This is a genomic window from Marinobacter sp. C2H3 (assembly GCF_037080155.1).
Taxonomy (GTDB): domain Bacteria; phylum Pseudomonadota; class Gammaproteobacteria; order Pseudomonadales; family Oleiphilaceae; genus Marinobacter.
Genome location: NZ_JBBBNZ010000003.1, coordinates 713759 through 734716 on the forward strand (window position 1 = coordinate 713759; position 20958 = coordinate 734716).

Annotated in this window: 18 protein-coding genes and 1 riboswitch; of the genes, 15 read left to right on the forward strand and 3 right to left on the reverse strand. The window is 62.9% G+C overall.

Annotated features, from left to right (window positions below; translation table 11 throughout):
* Positions 1–35: 35 nt before the first annotated feature.
* Together V3388_RS12595 and V3388_RS12600 are read right to left on the reverse strand one after the other, a co-directional pair.
* The gene (locus V3388_RS12595) at positions 36–941 is read right to left on the reverse strand and encodes a response regulator (protein ID WP_336367902.1); all 906 of its coding nucleotides are present in this window, start codon (positions 939–941) and stop codon (positions 36–38) included.
* Positions 928–4311: a hybrid sensor histidine kinase/response regulator gene (locus V3388_RS12600; protein WP_336367903.1), complete on the reverse strand. Its 3384-nt coding sequence runs from the start codon at positions 4309–4311 to the stop codon at positions 928–930. Before V3388_RS12600 ends, V3388_RS12595 begins: the two co-directional genes overlap by 14 nt.
* Before the next feature lie 365 nt (positions 4312–4676).
* Here V3388_RS12600 and urtA point away from each other — a divergent pair, with 365 nt between their 5' ends.
* The 12 genes from urtA (at position 4677) to V3388_RS12660 (ending at position 18039) form a co-directional block, all read left to right on the forward strand.
* Positions 4677–5855, forward strand: coding sequence for an urea ABC transporter substrate-binding protein (gene urtA / locus V3388_RS12605; protein ID WP_442915650.1), 1179 nt, complete (start codon positions 4677–4679; stop codon positions 5853–5855).
* Between the two features lie 136 nt (positions 5856–5991).
* Complete coding sequence (gene urtB, locus V3388_RS12610; RefSeq protein ID WP_336367904.1) at positions 5992–6915, forward strand: urea ABC transporter permease subunit UrtB; 924 nt, start codon at positions 5992–5994, stop codon at positions 6913–6915.
* 25 nt (positions 6916–6940) lie between these two features.
* Positions 6941–8167 carry an urea ABC transporter permease subunit UrtC gene (urtC, locus tag V3388_RS12615; protein WP_442915645.1) on the forward strand — a complete coding sequence of 409 codons (1227 nt, stop codon included), beginning with the start codon at positions 6941–6943 and terminating at the stop codon, positions 8165–8167.
* Positions 8164–8904, forward strand: a complete 741-nt coding sequence (gene urtD, locus V3388_RS12620; RefSeq protein WP_336367905.1) for an urea ABC transporter ATP-binding protein UrtD — start codon at positions 8164–8166, stop codon at positions 8902–8904. Before urtC ends, urtD begins: the two co-directional genes overlap by 4 nt.
* A gap of 28 nt (positions 8905–8932) precedes the next feature.
* Positions 8933–9619, forward strand: a complete 687-nt coding sequence (urtE, locus tag V3388_RS12625) for an urea ABC transporter ATP-binding subunit UrtE (protein WP_336367906.1) — start codon at positions 8933–8935, stop codon at positions 9617–9619.
* 158 nt (positions 9620–9777) lie between these two features.
* Positions 9778–10824, forward strand: a complete 1047-nt coding sequence (locus V3388_RS12630) for an aliphatic amidase (protein WP_336367907.1) — start codon at positions 9778–9780, stop codon at positions 10822–10824.
* Positions 10825–10839: 15 nt separating this feature from the next.
* Positions 10840–10968 (forward strand): hypothetical protein, encoded by a 129-nt coding sequence (locus V3388_RS12635; protein WP_336367908.1) that lies wholly within the window; start codon positions 10840–10842, stop codon positions 10966–10968.
* A 136-nt stretch (positions 10969–11104) separates the two neighbouring features.
* Entirely contained in the window at positions 11105–12337 is a 1233-nt protein-coding gene (gene fmdA, locus V3388_RS12640) for a formamidase (protein ID WP_336367909.1), read from the forward strand.
* 3 nt (positions 12338–12340) lie between these two features.
* Positions 12341–12694 (forward strand): zinc ribbon domain-containing protein, encoded by a 354-nt coding sequence (locus V3388_RS12645; RefSeq protein WP_336367910.1) that lies wholly within the window; start codon positions 12341–12343, stop codon positions 12692–12694.
* Between the two features lie 135 nt (positions 12695–12829).
* Positions 12830–13016, forward strand: a riboswitch (cobalamin riboswitch).
* 181 nt (positions 13017–13197) lie between these two features.
* Positions 13198–15963 (forward strand): ribonucleoside-diphosphate reductase subunit alpha, encoded by a 2766-nt coding sequence (locus V3388_RS12650; RefSeq protein WP_336367911.1) that lies wholly within the window; start codon positions 13198–13200, stop codon positions 15961–15963.
* A gap of 233 nt (positions 15964–16196) precedes the next feature.
* A complete protein-coding gene (locus V3388_RS12655) occupies positions 16197–17255 on the forward strand; it encodes a ribonucleotide-diphosphate reductase subunit beta (protein ID WP_336367912.1) in 1059 nt (352 codons plus the stop codon).
* A 10-nt stretch (positions 17256–17265) separates the two neighbouring features.
* The gene (locus tag V3388_RS12660; RefSeq protein ID WP_336367913.1) at positions 17266–18039 is read left to right on the forward strand and encodes a CLCA_X family protein; all 774 of its coding nucleotides are present in this window, start codon (positions 17266–17268) and stop codon (positions 18037–18039) included.
* A gap of 49 nt (positions 18040–18088) precedes the next feature.
* On the opposite strand, the gene V3388_RS12665 is transcribed toward V3388_RS12660, so the two are convergent.
* Positions 18089–19072, reverse strand: coding sequence for an integron integrase (locus tag V3388_RS12665; protein ID WP_336367914.1), 984 nt, complete (start codon positions 19070–19072; stop codon positions 18089–18091).
* Positions 19073–19387: 315 nt separating this feature from the next.
* On the opposite strand from V3388_RS12665, the gene V3388_RS12670 reads away from it, so the two are divergent.
* From V3388_RS12670 to V3388_RS12680, 3 genes are all read left to right on the forward strand, one after another.
* Positions 19388–19888: a hypothetical protein gene (locus V3388_RS12670; protein ID WP_336367915.1), complete on the forward strand. Its 501-nt coding sequence runs from the start codon at positions 19388–19390 to the stop codon at positions 19886–19888.
* Between the two features lie 87 nt (positions 19889–19975).
* Entirely contained in the window at positions 19976–20371 is a 396-nt protein-coding gene (locus V3388_RS12675) for a hypothetical protein (protein ID WP_336367916.1), read from the forward strand.
* A gap of 106 nt (positions 20372–20477) precedes the next feature.
* On the forward strand, positions 20478–20876 hold the full coding sequence (locus V3388_RS12680; protein WP_336367917.1) for a hypothetical protein: 399 nt from the start codon (positions 20478–20480) through the stop codon (positions 20874–20876).
* The last annotated feature ends 82 nt before the right edge of the window (positions 20877–20958 follow it).

The window sequence follows — 20958 nt, forward strand, 5'->3', positions numbered from 1 at the left end:
GACGTCAGGAACAGGGCTCAACGCTGACACGAAGCTCAGGCAACCGCAAGCAACCGGATGGCGATGGCGGCCGCCGCCGTGCGATTCTCCACGCCCAGTTTGCGGAACACCTGCTCCAGGTGTTTGTTCACGGTGCGCGGGCTCATGTCCAGGATCTGCCCGATCTCCCGGTTGGTCTTGCCGTTGGCGATCCACAGCAGCACATCGGATTCCCGCAGGGTGAGCTGGAACCGGTCCCGCAGCCGGGCCGCCGAACTGTTCTGGTTCTGTGGCGTTTTCAGTCGCAGCAGGTACTCCCGGTGGTCCACCAGGGACAGGAACTCCACCGACCGGGGCGTGCCGTCGAGGGTCAGCGGCAGGCTGTGGCCCGGCTCCGGGGCGTGGTCCAGCCACTGGCCGAGCTGGTTCCGCAGGCCCTCGGCCTCGTTGGACGGCGTGGGCGGCAGGCAACGGCTGACCTGGGGTGTGGCCCACAGGAGCTGGCCCTGGCGGTCCACCGCGAACAGGTTCTGGCCCGCCGAATCCAGGGCCGAGCGGGCGCTGCGGGCCATGCGGGCGTTGGTCAGGTGCACGTCAATGCGGGCCAGCAGCTCGGCGGTGTTGATGGGCTTGGTGACGTAGTCGACGCCGCCGGCGTTCAGGCCCATGACCACGTGCTCGGTGTCCGAGAGCCCGGTCATGAACAGGATGGGAACGTCGGTAAACGCCGGTACTTCCTTCAGCCGGCGGCAGGTCTCGAACCCGTCCATGTTGGGCATCAGCGCGTCCATCAGCACCACGTCCGGGGTGATGTTCTGGCTGATGGTCAGCGCCTGGCCGCCGTCCAGGGCCACCAGTACGGTCATGCCGGCCGCTTCCAGGGCGTCGCTGATCATGCGGATGGAGTCGATGGCGTCGTCCACCACCAGCACCACGGTCTGCTGGTTGTCAGGAGACTTCATAGTCCTCTACCTCAAGTAATCGGAGTATCCGGTCGAACTGGAAATCGTTGGTCAGGCGGGTGACCGCCTCCAGGAAGGCCGTCGGGGCATCGGGCTGTTGCCGCAGCTCGTCAAGCACCTCGAGCAGCCCCTTGCGATGGCCAATGCGGGCCAGGCTGGCCAGGCGGGCGCAGATGTCGGGGCCCGGCAGGGCCAGCTCACCGGCGGTGGGCACCGGCGGCCGGGCCAGAGGGTCCGGGCTTTTCTCAAACCGCCAGGTCAGGGCCAGCAACCGGGCCAGGCTGTCCAGCAGGGCATCCAGGCGTACCGGTTTGATCAGGTAGTCGTCGTGATGGCGGGGCGTGTCCGGGCCGTGCTGGCCTTCCTGGGCGTCGGCGGACACCATCACCACCGGCAACGCCGATTTGCGGGCGCGCACCTCTTCCAGCACCTCCCAGCCGTCCCGGCCGGGCATGGACACGTCCAGCAGCATCAGGTCCGGCCGGTGCTGCTCCAGCGCTGCGGTCACCTCCAACGGGTTGTTCAGGTCCACAATCTCAAACCCCAGCGGGGCCAGCAGCGCCCGGATGACCTGACGGTGGGAATCGTCGTCGTCCACCACCAGCAGTTTCCGGCGCGGCCCGTGGTAGCCGTAGATGCGCCGCCGGGGCGCCGCCGGCGACCGGGGTGCGGCGCCATGGAGGCTGGAGAGCATCAGCGACACCCGGAACACGCTCCCCTGGCCCGGCTCGCTGGTGACCGAGATGTCGCCGCCCATGATGTCGGTGAGCAGGCGGGTGATGGTCAGCCCCAGCCCGGTGCCCACCCGGCTCTGGCCGGGCCGGCGGATGCGCTCGAAGGGGCGGAAGATGCGCTCCAGGTGCGCTGCCTCAATGCCTTCACCGGTGTCCTGCACGGTGAATTCCGCCACCTGGTTGCGGTAGCGCAGGGTCAGGCTCACCCGGCCCTGGTCGGTGTACTTGATGGCGTTGGACAGCAGGTTGATGAGGATCTGCCGGAGCCGCTTCTCATCGGTGGTGACCACCGCCGGCAGCGGGTTCGGGCAGTGGTACTCGAACGCCAGCCCCTTTTCCTCCGCCTGCAGGCGGAACATGGTGACGATCTGCTCCATCAGCAGGCCGATGCGCACCTGGTCCCGGTGCAGGTCAAGCCGGCCGGCCTCGATCTTGGAAATGTCCAGCAAGCCCTCGATCAGGTCCGCCAGGTATTCCCCGCTGCGACGAATCACCCCCACCGCTTCCTGCCGGTGTGGCGGCAGGGCGGCGTCGTTTTCCATGAGCTGGGCGTAGCCCAGGATCGCGTTCAGGGGCGAGCGGAGTTCGTGGCTGATGCCGGTCAGGTAGCGGCTTTTCGCGCCGTTGGCGGCTTCCGCCTGCTCCTTGGCCGCCTGCAGCGCCTGGTCGGTGCGCTCGTGGGCGTCAATTTCCGCCATCAGCAGCTGGGTCTGGTTCTGGGATTCGTCTTCCGCCATGCGCCGGCTCTCATGGGCCAGCACGAACAGCCAGCAGACCACGCCGGTGATGATGACCAGCACCGAGAACACCTTCCACAGGGTGACCGCCAGCAGCACCGATTCCTCCGGCGAGGCCACCAGGGTCTGGTGGTAGATCAGCGTGAGCATCAGGCCGCTGATGCCGTTGATCAGCACCAGCAGCGTCAGAAAATGCCCGAGCCGGGACCGGAACAGCCCGAGAATCCGGTGGGGAATCACCCTCCCCAGCACCGTGCCCAGTTGCTCCTGGTAGCTGGCGCCGGGCTTGCACTGATCGTGGCAGCGGGCGTCCAGGGAGCAGCAGAGCGAGCAGATGGCGCCGTCGTAGGCCGGGCAGTGGGTCATGTCCTCCGGTTCGAAGGCGTTTTCGCAGATGGCGCAGGCCAATGGCTGGTGGTCGCTGGCCAGCAGCTCGAACGGGCGGGCGATGTAATACCGGCCCCGGGTCAGCCGGGCGATGGCGGGCGCTGCCACCAGCGCCACGCCCAGGGTGATGAAGTGGGCCAGGGCCTGGGGCAGGGGCCCCCAAAGCCCCGCCTGGCAGGCGATGCCCGCCACCGAGGCGATCAGCATGGCGCCTACACCCACCGGGTTAATGTCGTACAGGTGCGCCCGCTTGAACTCGATGTAAGCGGGGCTCCAGCCCAGGGGTTTGGCGATCACCAGGTCCGCGACCAGGGTGCCCACCCAGGCAATGGCGACAATGCCGTAGAAGCCGAGGGTCTGCTCGAGCGCCTGGTAAACCCCCAGCTCCATCACCAGCAGGGCAATGGCCACGTTGAAAAACAGCCAGACCACCCGCCCGGGGTGGCTGCGGGTGAGCCGGGAAAAGAAATTGGACCAGGCGATGGAGCCGGCGTAGGCGTTGGTCACGTTGATCTTGATCTGGCAAAGGATGACGAACAGCCCGGCCACCGCCAGGGACACCTCCGGGGAGTGAGTGAGGTAGTTGAAAGCGACGATGTACATCCGGGTCGGGTCCGCCGCGTCGGCGCTGGCCACGCCCTGGTTCAGGGCCAGCACCGCCAGGAAGGAGCCCGCCAGAATCTTCAGCATGCCCACCAGAATCCAGCCGGGTCCGCCCGCCAGTACGGCGGCCCACCAGCGCCGGCGCTGGCCCGGCGTGGTCGGGGCGGGCAGGAATCGCAGGAAATCCACCTGCTCGCCCACCTGGGCGATCAGCGAGAACACGACCCCGGCGGCGGCGCCGAACAGCAGCACGTCAAAGTGGCCGGGGTCGGTCTCGAGCGCGCCGGAGAACTGTTGCCAATCGGTGATGGCGGCGGCGTTGGTGTAGAGAATGAACACGAACGGCAGCAACTGCAGCACCAGGAACAGCGGCTGGCTCCAGACCTGGAAGCGGCTGATGGTGGTGATGCCGTGGGTGACCAGGGGAATGATCACCAGGGCGCAGAGCAGGTAGCCCAGCACCAGGGGAATGCCGAACAGCAGCCCCAGGGCCATCGCCATGATGGCCGATTCCAGGGCAAAAAAGATGAAGGTGAACGACGCGTAGATCAGCGAGGTGATCGTGGACCCGAGGTAGCCGAATCCCGCGCCCCGGGTCAGCAGATCGATATCGACGCCGTAACGGGCGGCGTAGTAGCTGATGGGGATGGCGGTCAGGAAGATGACCAGCCCCACGGCCACAATGGCCAGTACCGCGTTGGTCACGCCGTAGTGCAGGGTGATGGTGCCACCGATGGCTTCCAGGGCCAGGAAGGATATGGCGCCGAGCGCCGTGAGCGCGACCCGTCCGGCGGACCAGCGCCGCGCCCGCTGGGCGGTGAAGCGCAGGGCGAAGTCTTCCAGCGTCTGGTTGGCCACCCACTGATTGTACCGGCGCCGCACTCGGAAAATGGTCTGTTTCGTGGCCACAACGGCAAGCCCTGCGTTGATTGTGCACCGGCGTGGTGCGTCAAAACCCGGGCGCACCGTCTTTGGGAGATCCCTCCAATCCATCTTCAAGGATCGTGCCACGGGGTGTGCCGATCCGCCCGGCCCTGCCTGCGTTGTACCGGTGGGGGCGGCCCACCACCATGCGTCAAATAACGTAGTCCGGTGGGGTGATTGCCGAATGGGCGCCGTTCCCGGGCCTCGACAGAATGCAACGGTGGGCAATGGGTCCTGATCGACAGGCCCGCTCCGGCTATCCAACTCTGCGAGGAACGACCATGGGAACCACAACGAACGCCGCCGGATGGCGGCACACGGGCAAACGCGCTGGGCTCCGTCGGAGCCTGATGACTCTGGCCGCATCGGTGATGATGGCCTCCACCGCCAACGCGGCGGAGGTGAACACCACCGGGCTCGCGGTGACGGACGACACCGTCACCGTCGGCATTCTTCACTCCCTGACCGGCACGATGGCGATCAGCGAAACCGGCTCGGTGCAGGCGGAGAAGCTGGCCATCGAGCAGATCAACGCCCAGGGCGGCATATTGGGCCGGCAGATCAAGATCATTCAGGAAGACGGCGCCTCGGACTGGCCGACCTTCGCCGAGAAGTCCCACAAGCTGCTGGAGCGGGACAAGGTGGCGGCGGTGTTCGGCTGTTGGACTTCCGCGTCCCGGAAAGCCGTGCTTCCGGTGTTCGAGAAGGACAACGGCCTGCTGTACTACCCGACCTTCTACGAGGGGCTGGAGCAGTCCCACAACGTGTTCTACACCGGCCAGGAAGCCACCCAACAGATTCTTGCGGGCCTGAACTGGGCCAGCAAGGAGCTGGGCGCGAAGACCTTCTACCTGGTGGGTTCGGACTACATCTGGCCGCGCACCTCCATGAAAATCGCTCGCAAGCACATCGAGAACGTGCTGCACGGCAAGGTCGTGGGTGAAGAGTACTACCCGCTGGGCAGCACCCAGTTCGGTTCGCTGATCAACAAGATCAAGCTGAAGAAGCCGGACCTGGTGTTCGGCGCCGTGGTGGGCGGTTCCAACGTGGCCTGGTTCAAGCAGCTCAACGCCGCCGGCCTGACCTTCAAGAAGCAGCCCATGCTGACCATCTCCGTGACCGAGGATGAAGTGCTGGGCATCGGCGGCGAGAACGTCGAAGGCCTGTACTCCTCCATGAAGTACTTCCAGAGCCTCGACCTGCCGGGCAACAAGGCCTTCGTTGACGCCTTCAAGGCGAAGTACGGCGAAGACGCCGTCATCGGTGACGTTACCGAATCTGCCTACCTCGGCCCCTGGCTGTGGAAGCGTGCGGTGGAAGCCGCCGGCAGCTTCGACGTGGACAAGGTGGTGGCCGCCTCTCCGAACATGGAGTGGAAAGACTCCCCCCACGGCTACCTGAAAGTGGATGAGAACCACCACCTGTGGATGCGCACCCGCATCGGCAAGTGGAAGGCGGACGGCCAGGCCGACGTGGTCTGGGAATCGGATGTGATCAAGCCGAACCCGTTCCCGGAAGGTTACCAGTAAGGCCGGAGCCGCCCGGCCCCCGCCGGGCGGTCCCGCCCCTGGCATCCCGATTGTTTCAACACGACACCTTTCGCAACCGGTAACAACGAGCAGGGCGCCCGGATAGCCGGGCGCCGGGTCCGAGGGAGGACTGATCATGGGTGGTTATTCCGGAGAGGAACTCACCGCAATCTTTCTGATGCAGGGCTTCAGCGGCCTGAGTCTGTTCTGCGTGTTCCTGCTGATGGCCCTTGGACTGGCCATCATTTTTGGCCAGATGGGCGTGATCAACATGGCCCACGGCGAATTCCTGACACTGGGTGCCTACATCACCTACCTGGTGTCGTACCTGGCGTCCGATGTCTGGCCGTCCTTTCTCGATTACTACTTTCCCGTGGCCATCATCCTGGCGTTTCTCGGGGCCTTCGTGCTGGGTTACCTGGTGGAACGGTTCCTGATCCGCTACCTCTACAACCGCCCGCTGGACACTCTGCTGGCCACCTGGGGCCTCGGGCTGATCCTGCAGCAGGTGTTCCGCTCCGTGTTCGGCCCGCGGGAGAAGAGCGTGGTCATGCCGGACTGGCTGATGGGCTCCTACCAGGCCACGGACATGGTGGACATTCCCCTGAACGGGCTGCTGGTGGTGGGCATCACCCTGGTGCTGACGGTCGGTGTGTTCATTCTGCTGTACAAGTCCCGCTGGGGCATCAAGGTGCGGGCCACCACCCAGAACCGGACCATGGCCAACGCGGCCGGCATCAACACCGAGCGGGTGGACCGGCTCACCTTTGCCCTGGGCTGCGGCATTGCCGGCGTCGCCGGCGCGGCCTTCACCACCATCGCCTCCACCGGCCCGACCACCGGCTCCCTGTACATCGTGGACACCTTCCTGGTGGTGGTCTTCGGCGGTGCGGCCAGCCTGCTGGGCACCGTGGCCTCGGCCTTCGGCATCGCGCAGGCCCAGTCCATCCTGTCGTTCTTCCTGTCCGGCTCCATGGCCAAGGTCCTCACCCTGATGACGGTGGTGGGCATCCTGATGTTCCGGCCCCAGGGCCTGTTCGCCAGCAAGGTCCGGCGCTGAGCGCGGCTGATACGAGGAGATGACAATGAGCACTCAACCCGCAGTCAAGGCCAGCTGGATGGACAAGTTCGGCGGCCGGGGAAAACTGATCCAGATCCTGATCATCGGGGTCCTGATCCTGGGCGTGTTGCCCATGGTGGCGGACATCTTCCGCCTGAATCTCTACGGCAAGTACCTCACCTACGCCTTTGTGGCGGCGGGCCTGGTGCTGTGCTGGGGCTACGGCGGCATCCTGAGCCTGGGGCAGGGGATTTTCTTTGGCCTGGGCGGCTACTGCATGGCCATGTTCCTGAAGCTGGAGGCCTCGTCGCCGGAGAACACGGCGATTCAGAGTACCCCGGGCATTCCGGACTTCATGGACTGGAACCAGCTCACCGAGCTGCCCTGGTTCTGGCAGCCGTTCCACAGCTTTACGGCCACGCTGCTGCTGATCGTGGCGGTGCCGGCGCTGTTCGCCTTCCTGATCGGCTTTGCCATGTTCAAGCGCCGGGTGGGCGGGGTGTACTTCGCCATCATCACCCAGGCGATTGCCTCGATCATGACCATCCTGATCATCGGCCAGCAGGGTTACACCGGCGGCATCAACGGCATTACCGACCTGCGCACGCTGATGGGCTGGAGCATCCAGACCGACTTTGCCAAGTACGTGCTGTATTTCGCCTGCTGCGGCGGCTTGATCCTGTGCCTGCTGGTGGGACAGTTCATCCTGAACAGCCGGTACGGGCAACTGTTGATTGCCATGCGCGACCAGGAGGACCGGGTGCGGTTCTCGGGCTACGACGTGGCCAACATCAAGATCTTCGTGTTCGTGGTGGCCTCGGTGTTCTCGGCCATTGGCGGCGCCTTCTTCACCCTGCAGGTGGGCTTCATGTCGCCGTCCTTCGTGGGCACGGTGGCGTCCATTGAGATGGTGATTTTCTGCGCGGTGGGCGGTCGCCTGTCGCTGATCGGTGCCGCTTACGGTGCCTTCCTGGTCAACCTGGCGAAGAGCTCGCTCTCGGAGAGTTTCCCGCAGCTGTGGGTGGTGGCCATGGGCGCCCTGTTCATCGCGGTGGTGATGCTGTTCCCGCGGGGCCTGGCGGGCCTGGTGTCGGATTACGCCGCCCCCCTGCGCGAGCGCCTGGCGAGCCGCTTTGGCCGCAAGGCACCGTCCAACCCGGAGCCCGTGCCGGCACCCGCGGCCCCGGAAACCCGCCAGCCGGCCACCCGTAAGGACGTGGCCGTTGGCTCTGCACAGGAGACCCACGGATGAACACACCCATTCTGTTGGCGGTGGAAGACCTGACCGTGTCGTTTGACGGCTTCAAGGCGGTGGACGGGCTCTCGCTGTACGTGGAGCGCAATGAAGTGCGGGTGGTGATCGGCCCGAACGGCGCCGGCAAGACCACGCTGCTCGACCTGATCTGCGGCAAGACCCGGGCCACCGGTGGTTCCATCAAGTTCAAGGACATCGAGCTGACCAAACTGGCGGAGAACCAGATTGTGCACCGGGGCGTGGGCCGCAAGTTCCAGACCCCGTCCATCTACGAGAACCTGACCGTGGCCCAGAACCTGGAGCTGTCGTACCCGGCCGGGCGCACGGTGTTTGGCAGCCTGTTCTTCCGGCGCACCCGTGCGGTGACCGAGCGGGTGCGGGACATCGCCCGGCAGATCTATCTGGACGAGGACCTGGACAAGAGCGCCGGGCTGCTCAGCCACGGCCAGAAGCAGTGGCTGGAGATCGGCATGCTGCTGATCCAGGACCCGGAGCTGCTGATGCTGGATGAGCCGGTGGCGGGGATGAGCGTGGTGGAGCGGGAGCGCACCGCGGAGCTGTTGAAAACCATCAGCCAGAACCGGTCGGTGCTGGTGATCGAGCATGACATGGATTTTGTGAAGGACATCGCCCACAAGGTGACGGTGCTCCACCAGGGCAAGCTGCTGGCGGAGGGCAAGATGGAGGACGTTCAGAAGAACGAGCGGGTGATTGAGGTTTATCTGGGGCACTAACGGCGCCGCCGGCGCAGGAGATCAGAACATGCTCAGTACCAGGGATTTGCGCGTCAGCTATGGCATGAGTGAGGTCATTCACGGGGTGTCGCTGGACGTGGGCGAGAACGAGACGCTGACCATCATGGGCCGCAATGGCATGGGCAAGACCACGCTGTTCAAGTCGTTGATCGGGGTGTTGCCCTGCCAGGGGCAGATCACCCTGGGGGGCGAGGACGTGTCGGCGGCCAAGCCGTACCAGCGGGTGAAGCGGGGGATTGCCTATGTGCCCCAGGGTCGGCTGGTGTTTCCGACGCTGACGGTGGAGGAGAACATTGCCACGGGCCTGGAGGCGACCGGGGCCCGGAAGATTCCGCAGGATATTTACGATCTGTTCCCGGTGCTGCACGACATGCGGCATCGGAAGGCGGGCAACCTGTCCGGGGGGCAACAGCAGCAGCTGGCCATTGGGCGGGCGCTGGCGGCGGATCCGAAGGTGTTGCTGCTGGATGAGCCGACGGAGGGCATTCAGCCGTCGATCATCAAGCAGTTGGCCAAGAACCTGAATGAGATCAAGCAGATGCGGAAGATCAGCATTGTGGTGTCGGAGCAGGTGTTGAGCTTCGCGATGGCGGTGGCCGATCGAGTGATGGTGATCGAAAAGGGCGCGATTGTGCATGAAGAGGACGGGAAAACGGCCAACCAAGAGGAAATCGCTCGATATCTGGCTGTTTGACTTTGGTGCACGCCTGAACAGCGGGGGCGGTCTCTCGAAACACGCCGTGAATACGTCCATGTAGGCTCGGATGCGCCATCCCTGGCGCATACGGTTTCGAGAGACCGCCCCCGCTGCTCAGGCCCGAACTTCTGAGTAGACCTTCCTGGGAGCTTCTTATGAGACACGGTGATATTTCCAGCAGTAACGATACCGTCGGCGTGGCGGTGGTGAACTACAAGATGCCGCGGTTGCATACCAAGGCCGAGGTGTTGGATAACGCCCGCAAGATTGCGGACATGATCAAGGGTATGAAGGTGGGACTGCCGGGGATGGATCTGGTGGTGTTCCCGGAATACAGCACCATGGGGATCATGTACGACAACGCCGAGATGATGGAGACCGCCGCCACGGTGCCAGGCGATGAGACCGCCATTTTCTCTGCCGCCTGTCGCGAGGCGAATACCTGGGGGGTGTTTTCCCTGACCGGGGAGCGCCACGAGGACCATCCGAACAAGGCGCCTTATAACACGCTGGTGTTGATCAACAACGAGGGCGAGATTGTCCAGAAGTACCGGAAGTGCATTCCCTGGTGTCCGATCGAGGGCTGGTATCCGGGCGATACCACCTACGTGACCGAAGGGCCGAAGGGCATGAAGATCAGCCTGATCATCTGCGACGACGGGAACTACCCGGAGATCTGGCGGGACTGCGCCATGAAGGGGGCGGAGCTGATTGTGCGCTGCCAGGGCTACATGTATCCCGCCAAGGAGCAGCAGATCATGATGGCCAAGAGCATGGCCTGGGCGAACAACTGTTATGTGGCGGTGGCCAACGCGTCCGGGTTTGATGGGGTGTACTCGTACTTTGGCCACTCGGCGATCATCGGCTTTGACGGCCGGACGCTGGGGGAGTGCGGCGAGGAGGACATGGGCGTGCAGTACGCGCAGCTGTCCGTGAGCCAGATTCGCGATGCCCGCGCCAACGATCAGTCCCAGAATCACCTGTTCAAGCTGCTGCACCGGGGGTACACCGGGGTGCACGCGTCCGGCGATGGCGACAAGGGCGTGGCGGACTGTCCGTTCGAGTTCTATCGCACCTGGGTGATGGACGCGCAGAAGGCGCAGGAGAACGTGGAGGCGATGACCCGCAAGACCGTGGGCACCGCCGAATGCCCGGTGGGGGAGCTGCCGTTCGACGGCAAGGAAAAATCCGCGGGGGCGTAAGCCCGGGAGGCGTTGATGCCGTTTATCAATGAACGGCTGGAAGCCAACCGGGAATCCATTGAACAGAACCGGGCCGCCTCAGGCCCGGTTTTTGTTTGTGGCGTCGCGATCCGTGGTGAGGTGGTTGGGCCCTACGTCGAATGACGTAGGCGCCGGGGGCATTTCGCGAATACCCCGGCGCCGGGGGATGGTTGATAGTGAATTCCGTCAGCGCAGCGGCCGCCCGGCTCTGCGCTTTATCGCACAGACGCCGAACGCCAAGAACCGAGGAGCGACCGCCATGGCCGAAACACTCATCAAGATCGATTTGAGCAAATCCGCGTACGAGAACGAGCACATCCACAACCGCTGGCACCCGGACATTCCGATGGCCGTGACCGTCAAGCCGGGGGACGATTTCATCCTCGAGTGCTACGACTGGACCGGCGGGCAGATCAAGAACAACGACAGCGCCGACGACGTGCGCGACGTGGATCTGACCCAGGTGCACTTCCTGACCGGCCCTGTGGGCGTGGAAGGCGCCGAGCCCGGCGACCTGCTGGAGGTGGACATCCTCGACATCGGCGCGTTCCAGGAGAGCCAGTGGGGCTTCAACGGCTTTTTCTCCAAGAAGAACGGCGGCGGTTTCCTGACCGAGCACTTCCCCGAGGCCCAGAAGTCCATCTGGGACTTCAACGGCATGTTCACCAAGTCTCGTCACATCCCGAACGTGGAATTCGCCGGCATGATTCACCCGGGCCTGATCGGCTGCCTGCCTTCCAGGGAGATGCTGGCGGAGTGGAACAAGCGGGAGAAAGAACTGTTTGATACCGATCCGGAGCGTGTACCGGGCCTGGCCAACCTGCCGTTCGCCGACACCGCGCACCTGGGCAAGCTGGCGGGCGAGGCGGCCAAGGCCGCCGCCGGTGAGGCTGCCCGCACCGTGCCGCCCCGGGAGCACGGCGGCAACTGTGACATCAAGGACCTGAGCCGCGGCTCCAAGGTGTACTTCCCGGTGTACGTGAAAGGCGCGGGCCTGTCCGTGGGCGACCTGCACTTCAGCCAGGGTGACGGCGAAATCACCTTCTGCGGCGCCATCGAAATGGCCGGCTGGATTCACCTGCGGGTCAACCTGATCAAGGACGGCGTGGCCAAATACGGCATCAAGAACCCGGTGTTCAAGCCCAGCACCATCAAGCCGCGCTACGAGGACTACGTGATCTTCGAAGGCATTTCCGTGGACGAGCAGGGCAAGCAGCACTACCTGGACGTGCAGGTGGCCTACCGCCAGGCCTGCCTGAACGCCATCGAGTACCTCACCAAGTTCGGCTACACCAAGGCCCAGGGCTACGCGTTGCTCGGCTGTGCGCCGGTGGAGGGCCACATCAGCGGGGTGGTGGACGTGCCCAACGCCTGCGCGACCCTCTGGCTGCCTACCGAGATCTTCGATTTCGACATCAACCCGACGGCGGAAGGACCGACTAAAAAGGTCACCCCGGGCACCGACGTTCCGCTGTCCCCGGACAAGGAGTAATCCATGCCCCTGTACGACTACAAGTGCCGCGACCACGGCCTGTTTCAGGAGCTGGGCACCATGGCGGAGCCGGGCAAGCCCGCCGAGTGCCCCACCTGCAAGGCGCTCTCGGCCCGGGTGATTGCGCTGCCGCCCCAGGTGCTGGGTATGGACCCGGCCCGCCGGCAGGCGGAGGCTCGCAATGAAAAGGCTCGGCACGAGCCGATCGTCTCCACTGCCGACCAGCGGGCCCGGGACGCTGAGCACCGCCAGCGCTGCGGCTGCAAGAAGCCGTCGGACGGCAAGCACATGCTGTTCTACACCGCCGACGGGAAGAAGATGTTCCCGTCCATGCGGCCCTGGATGATCAGCCACTAGGCGCCGGGGCCGCCGCCCCGATCTGTTGTCACGTGTTTGGCCCCGCGAGGGGCCTTTTTTATGGGCGGCTTGTTCTCGCGGAGTATCGTGTATATAGTGTTTTGGTCCTTGGTCAACTACCAGATGTTGTGATGGTTTTGTAACCACACCCACGGTAGACGGGAATCCGGTGAGACTCCGGAACTGACGCGCAGCGGTATTGGGGAACGAGCGTGGCAATGATGACACTGGCGATCAACAGCGCCGGGAAGTCGCCACGCAAGGCCGGATCGAACGATCCACGCCCCTGAGTCCGAAGACCTGCCAGGGACGTGCTGGTTCCAGCCAACCGGAGCCAGCGCGACTGCACCTTCGCGACTCAGGCGCCTGCATTCGGCCCATCAAGGTGAGCAGCAAACGAACATGGCCACGCACGCCTGCCAGTTTCCCTGGCCCTGTGCCGCCGGTTCGTCCTGCGTATGCGAAGGTGAAAGGAACCCAACGCGTATTCAGGAGAACGCCCCATGTCCGCCTCTGCCCTGGCCGAACCCCGGCCGACCGCTCACACCGATACCGAATCCCTGCAGGTGATCAAACGCAACGGCACCCTCGTTGGCTTTGACCCGTCCAAGATTTCCGTCGCCGTTACCAAGGCCTTCCTGGCGGTGGAAGGCGACCAGGCTGCCGGCTCCGCCCGCCTTAACGGCGCCGTGCGCCAGGTCACCGACCAGGTGGTGCAGGCCATCCGCCGGCGCCTGCAGGCCGGCGGCAAAGTGCACATCGAAGACATCCAGGACCAGGTGGAACTGGCCCTGATGCGGGCCGAGGAACAGAAAGTCGCCCGTGCCTACGTGCTGTACCGGGAGGCGCACGCCCGCCAGCGGGCCATCGACGAGCCGATGGAAGCCCACCCGCACCTGACCGTGAAAAAAGCCGACGGCACCGTGGCCCCCCTGGACCTCGGCCTGATGAAACAGCAGGTGGAGCAGGCCGCCGCCGGCCTGGAGGGCATCGAAGGCGAATCCCTGGTCGAAGACGCCCTGCGCAACCTCTACGACGGCATCGCCGAGACCGACGTGCTCTCCGCCCTGGTGATGACCGCCCGGGGCCGCATCGAACGGGAGCCGGACTACAGCGCCGTGACTGCCCGCCTGCTGCTGGAACAACTGCGCCTGGAAACCGCGACCGCGCTGGCGCTGCCCCGCCATGAGCCGCTGGCGGACCTTTACCCCCAGGCCCTGAGCGCTTTTATTCACGCGGGCATCCGCTACGACCTGCTGGACGAAGCCCTGGCCGCCTTCGATCTGGACCGGCTGGGCGCCGCCCTGAAACCCGAGCGGGACCACCAGTTCGGCTTCCTGGGCCTGCAAACCCTCTACGACCGCTACTTCCTGCACTGGAACCAGGCCCGCCTGGAACTGCCCCAGGTGTTCTTCATGCGCGTGGCCATGGGCCTGGCGCTGCGGGAAGACGATCCCAATGCCCGCGCCATCGAGTTCTACAACCTGCTCTCCAGCTTCGACTACATGGCCAGCACGCCCACGCTGTTCAACAGCGGCACCCGCCACTCCCAGCTGTCCTCCTGCTACCTGACCACCGTGCAGGACGATCTGGAAGGCATCTACGGCGCCATCAAAGACAACGCCCTGCTCAGCAAATGGGCCGGCGGCCTGGGCAACGACTGGACGCCGGTGCGCGCCCTGGGCTCCCACATCAAAGGCACCAACGGCCAGAGCCAGGGCGTGGTGCCCTTCCTGAAAGTGGTCAACGACACCGCCGTGGCGGTGAACCAGGGCGGCAAGCGCAAGGGCGCGGTGTGCGCCTACCTGGAAAGCTGGCACCTGGACATTGAGGAATTCCTGGAGCTGCGCAAGAACACCGGCGACGAGCGCCGCCGCACCCACGACATGAACACCGCCAACTGGGTGCCGGACCTGCTGATCGAACGCATGCGCGAAGACCGGGACTGGACCCTGTTCTCCCCCAGCGACGTGCCGGACCTGCACGACCTGTACGGCAACGCCTTCCGGGAACGCTACGAGCACTACGAAGCCCTGGCGGCCCAGGGCAAGATCACGCTGTTCAAAACGATTCCGGCCAAACAGCTCTGGCGCAAGATGCTCACCGTGCTGTTCGAGACCGGCCACCCCTGGATCACCTTCAAGGACCCTTGCAACCTGCGCTCACCCCAGCAGCACCGGGGTGTGGTGCACAGCTCCAACCTGTGCACCGAAATCACCCTCAACACCAGCGCCGACGAAATCGCCGTGTGCAACCTGGGCTCCGTGAACCTGGCGGCCCACATCAAAGACGGCGAACTGGACGTGCAGCGGCTCGAGCGCACCGTGACCACCGCCGTGCGCATGCTCGATAACGTCATCGACATCAACTACTACGCCGTGCCCCAGGCCCGGAACTCGAACCTGAAGCACCGCCCGGTGGGCCTGGGCCTGATGGGCTTCCAGGACGCGCTCTACGCCCTCGGCCTGCCGTATTCCTGCCCGGAAGCGGTGGAGTTCGCGGACGTGGCCATGGAGCAGCTCAGCTACTTCGCCCTGCGCGCCAGCGCCACCCTGGCCGGCGAACGCGGCGCCTATGACAGCTACGAAGGCTCCCTCTGGCAGCAGGGCATCCTGCCCATCGATTCCATCTCGCTGCTGCAGGACGCCCGGCGGGAAGGCGACCTGGCGGTAAACACCAACGCCCGCCTGGACTGGGCCCCGGTGCGCGAGCTGATTGCCCAGAACGGCATGCGCAACAGCAACGTGATGGCCATCGCCCCCACGGCGACCATCTCCAACATCGTCGGCGTGTCCCAGTCCATCGAACCGGCGTACCAGAACCTGTTCGTGAAATCGAACCTCTCCGGCGAGTTCACCGTGGTCAACCCGGCCCTGGTGCGGGACCTGAAAGCCGAAGGCCTGTGGGACACGGTGATGGTCAACGACCTCAAGTACTACGACGGCAGCGTACAGCAGATCGAGCGCATCCCGGCGCCGCTGAAGGCACGCTACGCCACCGCGTTCGAAATCGACCCACGCTGGCTGGTGGAAGCCGCCGCCCGGCGCCAGAAATGGCTCGACCAGGCCCAGAGCCTCAACCTCTACATGGCCGAACCCAGCGGCAAGAAACTGGACGCGCTGTACCAGTTGGCCTGGGAGCGGGGGCTGAAAACCACCTACTACCTCCGCTCCCTCGGCGCCACCGGCGCTGAAAAAACCACCCCGGTGGCGGCCCCGCAACCGCAGGTCTGCAGCATCGACAATCCAGACTGCGAGGCGTGCCAGTAACGCAGCGGTAAAGGCAGGTCGGATCAGATGAAGCCATCATCCGACCAACGAACGATAACTCCCCAGCCTGCAGAACCGGGCTGGTACACCCTCCCGAAAATGTCTGTGGCCATGGATGGCCACAGCCAAGCCCTACAGGGACGTATTCACGGGCGTTTTTCGGGAGGGTGTACCAGACAGGTTCCACCCTCAAGCCAGGCAGGCTGTGAAACAAAGAACGCGGAGGCAAAAAAATGCTCGATTGGGACGACGAACCAACCACCGAAACCAAAACCACCAACCACCAGGGCCCCGCCCCGGTGAACGTGGACGACAAGCGCGTCATCAACGGCGAGACCGACATCAACCAGCTGGCGCCGTTCAAGTACCCCTGGGCCTGGGAGTACTTCATGAACGCCAACAAAAACCACTGGACCCCCCTGGACGTGAACATGGCCCAGGACGTCTCGGATTACCATCACCGCCTTACCCCGGCGGAAAAACACGTGTACGAAAACGTCCTGGCCTACCTCACCACCTCCGACATCCTCGCCATGCGCAACATCGGCCTGGCCGTGATGGAAAAAATGAGCGCCCCGGAACTGCAGATCTACCAGGCCCGCCAGGTGTACGAAGAAGCCATGCACACCTGGGCCTACCAGCACTGCATCGAAACCCTCAACCTGGACCAGAGCGAAATCTACAACCGCTACCGCGTGGTGCCCGCCATCAACGGCAAGATCCAGATCGCCAACCGCCGCCTGGACGCCGCCATGCGCCCGGACATGAACCTGCGCAACCGCGACGACCTGCAGCAGTTCATCATGAGCTACCTGTTCTTCGCCGCGGTGTTCGAAGGCACCTGGTTCTACAACGGCTTCAGCCCCATCTTCGCCCTGCAGCGCCGGGGCCTGATGCGCGGCACCGGCGAACAGCTGCAGTACATCCTGCGGGACGAAGCCATGCACTTCTCCTTCGGCCTGAAAGTGGTCAACCAGATCGTCGAGGAAGAAAACATCACCTTCGACCCGAAAGCCGTGCGCGAGATGTGGGACGAATCGGAAGCCGCCGAAACCGCCTACGCCCACTACATCCTGCGGGACCCCATCCTCGGCTACTCCGCCGAGTACCACAGCGAACAGTTCCGCTTCGTCGCTAACCGCCGGGCCCGCACCGTGGGCCTGGAAGAGCCGTTCCCGGGAGCGAAGAACGTCTCCCCCTGGCTGGACGAGCAGGCGACGATGCGCAAGGAGAAGAACTTCTTCGAGACCCGGGTGATCGAGTATCAGACCGGGGCGCAGCTGGAGTGGTAAACTGGCAGCCATGCCAACCACCTTCTACCGACGGGGCCCGGACCACCGCGCCGGCGCCCCCGCCACCTTTCTGGACGTGCGCCGCCGGTTCAATTTCCGCAGCGTGGAAATCGGCCGCTGGGTGACCGAACCGGAAAAGCAGCGCAGCGCCGGGCTGTTCTACGACGCCTTGTGCGACCTGATGACCAACCTCGGCGGCACCGAACCACTGATCTCCCTGCGGGGCACCCTGGCCCTGCAATACGGTATCGGCGGCCGACCGGGCGTCTCCGCCCACTACACGCCCGCCACCCGCAGCTTCGCCCTGGCCAAGAACGCCGGCCCAGGCAGCATCGCCCACGAATGGTTCCACGCCTTCGACCACTACATCGCCGACAAACTGTTCCCCGGCGTCGCCAAGGGCGACTTCGGCTCCCGCCTCTGGCTGACCCGCGAAGACCCCATCAGCCACCCCCTTAACGACCGCCTGCAGGCCTGCTACCGCGCCGTCCTGCTGGACGCCACCGGCAACCAGCCCAGCGACCTGTTCCGAGCCTCCGCCAGCGCCGACAAAGCCGCCGGCGTGCACTACTACAGCCAACCCGAAGAACTCTGTGCCCGCGCCTTCGAAGCCTTCATCCAGGACGCGCCCTGCAAGAACGCCTTTCTGGTGAAAGGCACCAAAGAAACGGAGGAAGCCCGGCTGGGGCTCTACCCCCAGGGCGAAGAACGGACGCGCATCAACGCGGCGTTTCAGGGGTATTTCCAATCGTTGGGGACGGCGCTGCGAAGATCGGAAGGGTAGGCCGGCGGTGGCTTACGGTGTCTCCAGGCAAGCCCGGCCCGAGGGATAGTCAGGCATCCAGCGGACTGCTGATACCCCGCTGATGCGTGCCGATCACATGGGTATAGATCTGCGTGGTGGAAATATCGTTGTGGCCCAGTAACTCCTGAATACTGCGGATGTCTGTACCGCCTTTCAGCAGGTTGGTCGCAAAACTATGGCGGAACGTGTGGCAACTGGCCTTCTTGCGAATGCCCGCCGCCCGGATGGCGGCGTTCACCGAGCGCCGAACCTGCTGCTCCCCCAGATGATGCCGGCGGTGCACTCCGGAGCGCGGATCCACCGACAGACGAGAGGCCGGAAACACATACTGCCAGGCCGGATTGCGGGCCGCGTTCGGGTACTTCTTAGACAACGCGTTCGGCAGATACACCTCCCCAAAGCCGTCGTCCAGGTCCTGCTGATGCAATGCGAGCGCGAAGGCTACCTGGTTCCGTAAGCCTTCGGTCAGCGCGGCTGGCAGCAGCGTTCTGCGCCATTTATCGCCCTTGGCCTCCCGAACAAACAGGCACTGCTCCGAAAAGTCCACATCCTGAACCCGCAGCCGCGTGGCCTCCATCACCCGCAGCCCGGAACCGTACATCAGGCTGGCCACCAGCTTGCTAACCCCTTGCATGTTCCCCAACACCGCCATGGCCTCATCGTGGCTGAACACCGTGGGCAGCCGGCGAGGCTGGGTGGTGTTGGCAAACTGCAGCTTGCCAAGCTCCCGCCCCAGGAACTGGTGGTACAGAAACACCACCGCGTTCAGGGCGGTTTTCTGTGTGTTCACAGACACATTGCGATTATTGGCCAGATGGCTCAGCCAGGCGTTCACTTCCTCCGGCCCCATCGTTTCTGGGTGGCGGGAGCCGTGAAAGCGAATGAACTCCCGAACCCACAAGCAGTAGGTTTTCTCCGTGCGGTACGCCAGCTGGCGGGCACGGATAAACGCGCGAAAGCGGTCCATGAAGCGAACGGGAGTTGCCGGTAGGGGCGTTGGGATGTCGTCCATGACGGTGGCCTTTTCTAAATACTGTATGAATGTACAGTCTATGTTCAGGTTAGCTTGGGTGCAATGGAAAAGCGATCAAAGTGACCATTAACTGGGAGCACTTTGCCAAATTGGTAAATTATTTCGGTAAAACAGGTAGATAGGTGCCATCGGCGGGGTTTGAGATAGGCGTCTTAATGATTGTTTTTATTTTTGGAACGAGGTGGCAAAACTGGAGGAAGTGTTTGACCTGTCGGGGTTTTCTGCCTAGTTTTGGAAGGATCGGAAATTGAGATATGAGTCATCGGAGAAATGGTCTTGGAGACTCATATACAAATGTTAACTGTAAAAGGAAGCAAAGTGCTAAAGCTTTATAGATTAGCCGGGTCAAAAAAGGATTATTGGGAAACATGGGACAACGGAGACGGCACCCACACTGTCCACTGGGGTAAGTTGGGAACCCATGGCCAAAGCAAAGAGATCAAAGGCGGGCTGCTCAAGAAGCCTGAAACCATGATCCAGAAAGAAGTGGATGAAAGGGTCGCTGCCGGGTTTAGACCGGCAGATGAAGAGTTCACGCTTCTTATAGAGTATCCGGTCGATGGCATGGGATCGAAGGAGGATGTGGAGAAGCGCCATCGCCTCGAGGACAGGATGAATGAAACCTTAGGTTGGACTGGCCTGGGAAATTGCGATGGCGGCAGTATTGGGAGTGGGACAATGGAGGTTTGTTGTTTTGTAGTCGACTTCGAAATCGCCAAAGAAGTAATAGAAAAGGACCTGAAAGGCACGGAGTTTGGCGATTTCTCAAGAATCTACGACGAAGAAGCAGAGTAAACAGTTAACCAGTGAATTAAGCCGACCAATTTTCCGCTGCCGCTCCAAATTGGCGGCTTATTCAGGCGTTAGTGGCCAAGGAGAGCTATGAACAAGGCAATCCATTTCAAAACATCGATGTTTGATGTCTCAAAGGAGAAGGAGAATCCCATAAACCCGATATATGGGCTTTCACTTCTGGAATGGTTGAGGAAAAAGCTCGAAGGCAGGATGGATATTACGGAGCCCGATGCAGAGGATTGGGGCTGGTTTAGTGAGCTCGAATATGAAGGCAACAATTACCTGATCGGCGCCTGTGCGTTTTTCGAGAAAGGTGAAGATCCGACATCAGAAATCGAGTGGGTCTTTCAGGTCCATAAGCACCGTAGCCTGAAAGAGAAGCTGCTTGGTCAGAACAAGATGACTGATACCGACGATTGCTTTCTATTTTTCAAAGGGCTCTTTGACCAAGAGCCAGGGATCAAAGAGGTGGATGTTGCCTAAGCCACTAACAAGGCAGTCAACCGGACGCCAAAAGCGTGGCGCTTTTGGTTCCCTCCGCTGGCGCTCCGGCGCCGGTTACCGCAGGCGTTAGCTGAAAGGTCGGCGCATGAAATATAAAAACGAATATCTAGCGGCTGTGCGCACCATTAACGGTATGAAGGCGCTACCTATGCGCAAGGAGTCAGCTCCAAATATTCCAGAGGTACCAGGTGTTTATGTAGTTACCGATCATGTGAACGAAGAACCCGTGGTAATTTACGTAGGCCGAACGACCACTGGTAATCTCCGAGCAAGGCTCACCTCATATCACCTTTCTGGGGCGCCATCTAGTGCAAGGATAAAGAAGGGCCTCATGGAAACTGGCGTTTGTGCTGACAATCCGGAAGCACGTAAATATTTGGAAGAACATTGCTTTGTTCGTTTTGTGCAAGTGCCAAATGAGCAAATTCGGCGTTTTATGGAGCACTTTCTCATTGCTTACTTCACGCCCACACTCAACAGGTAGTCAGCTAACAAGTGACTGTGGTGTCAATTCCATAAATTAAGCCATTTCACCCCGCCATGATTCCTGGTTTTTGATCATGGTA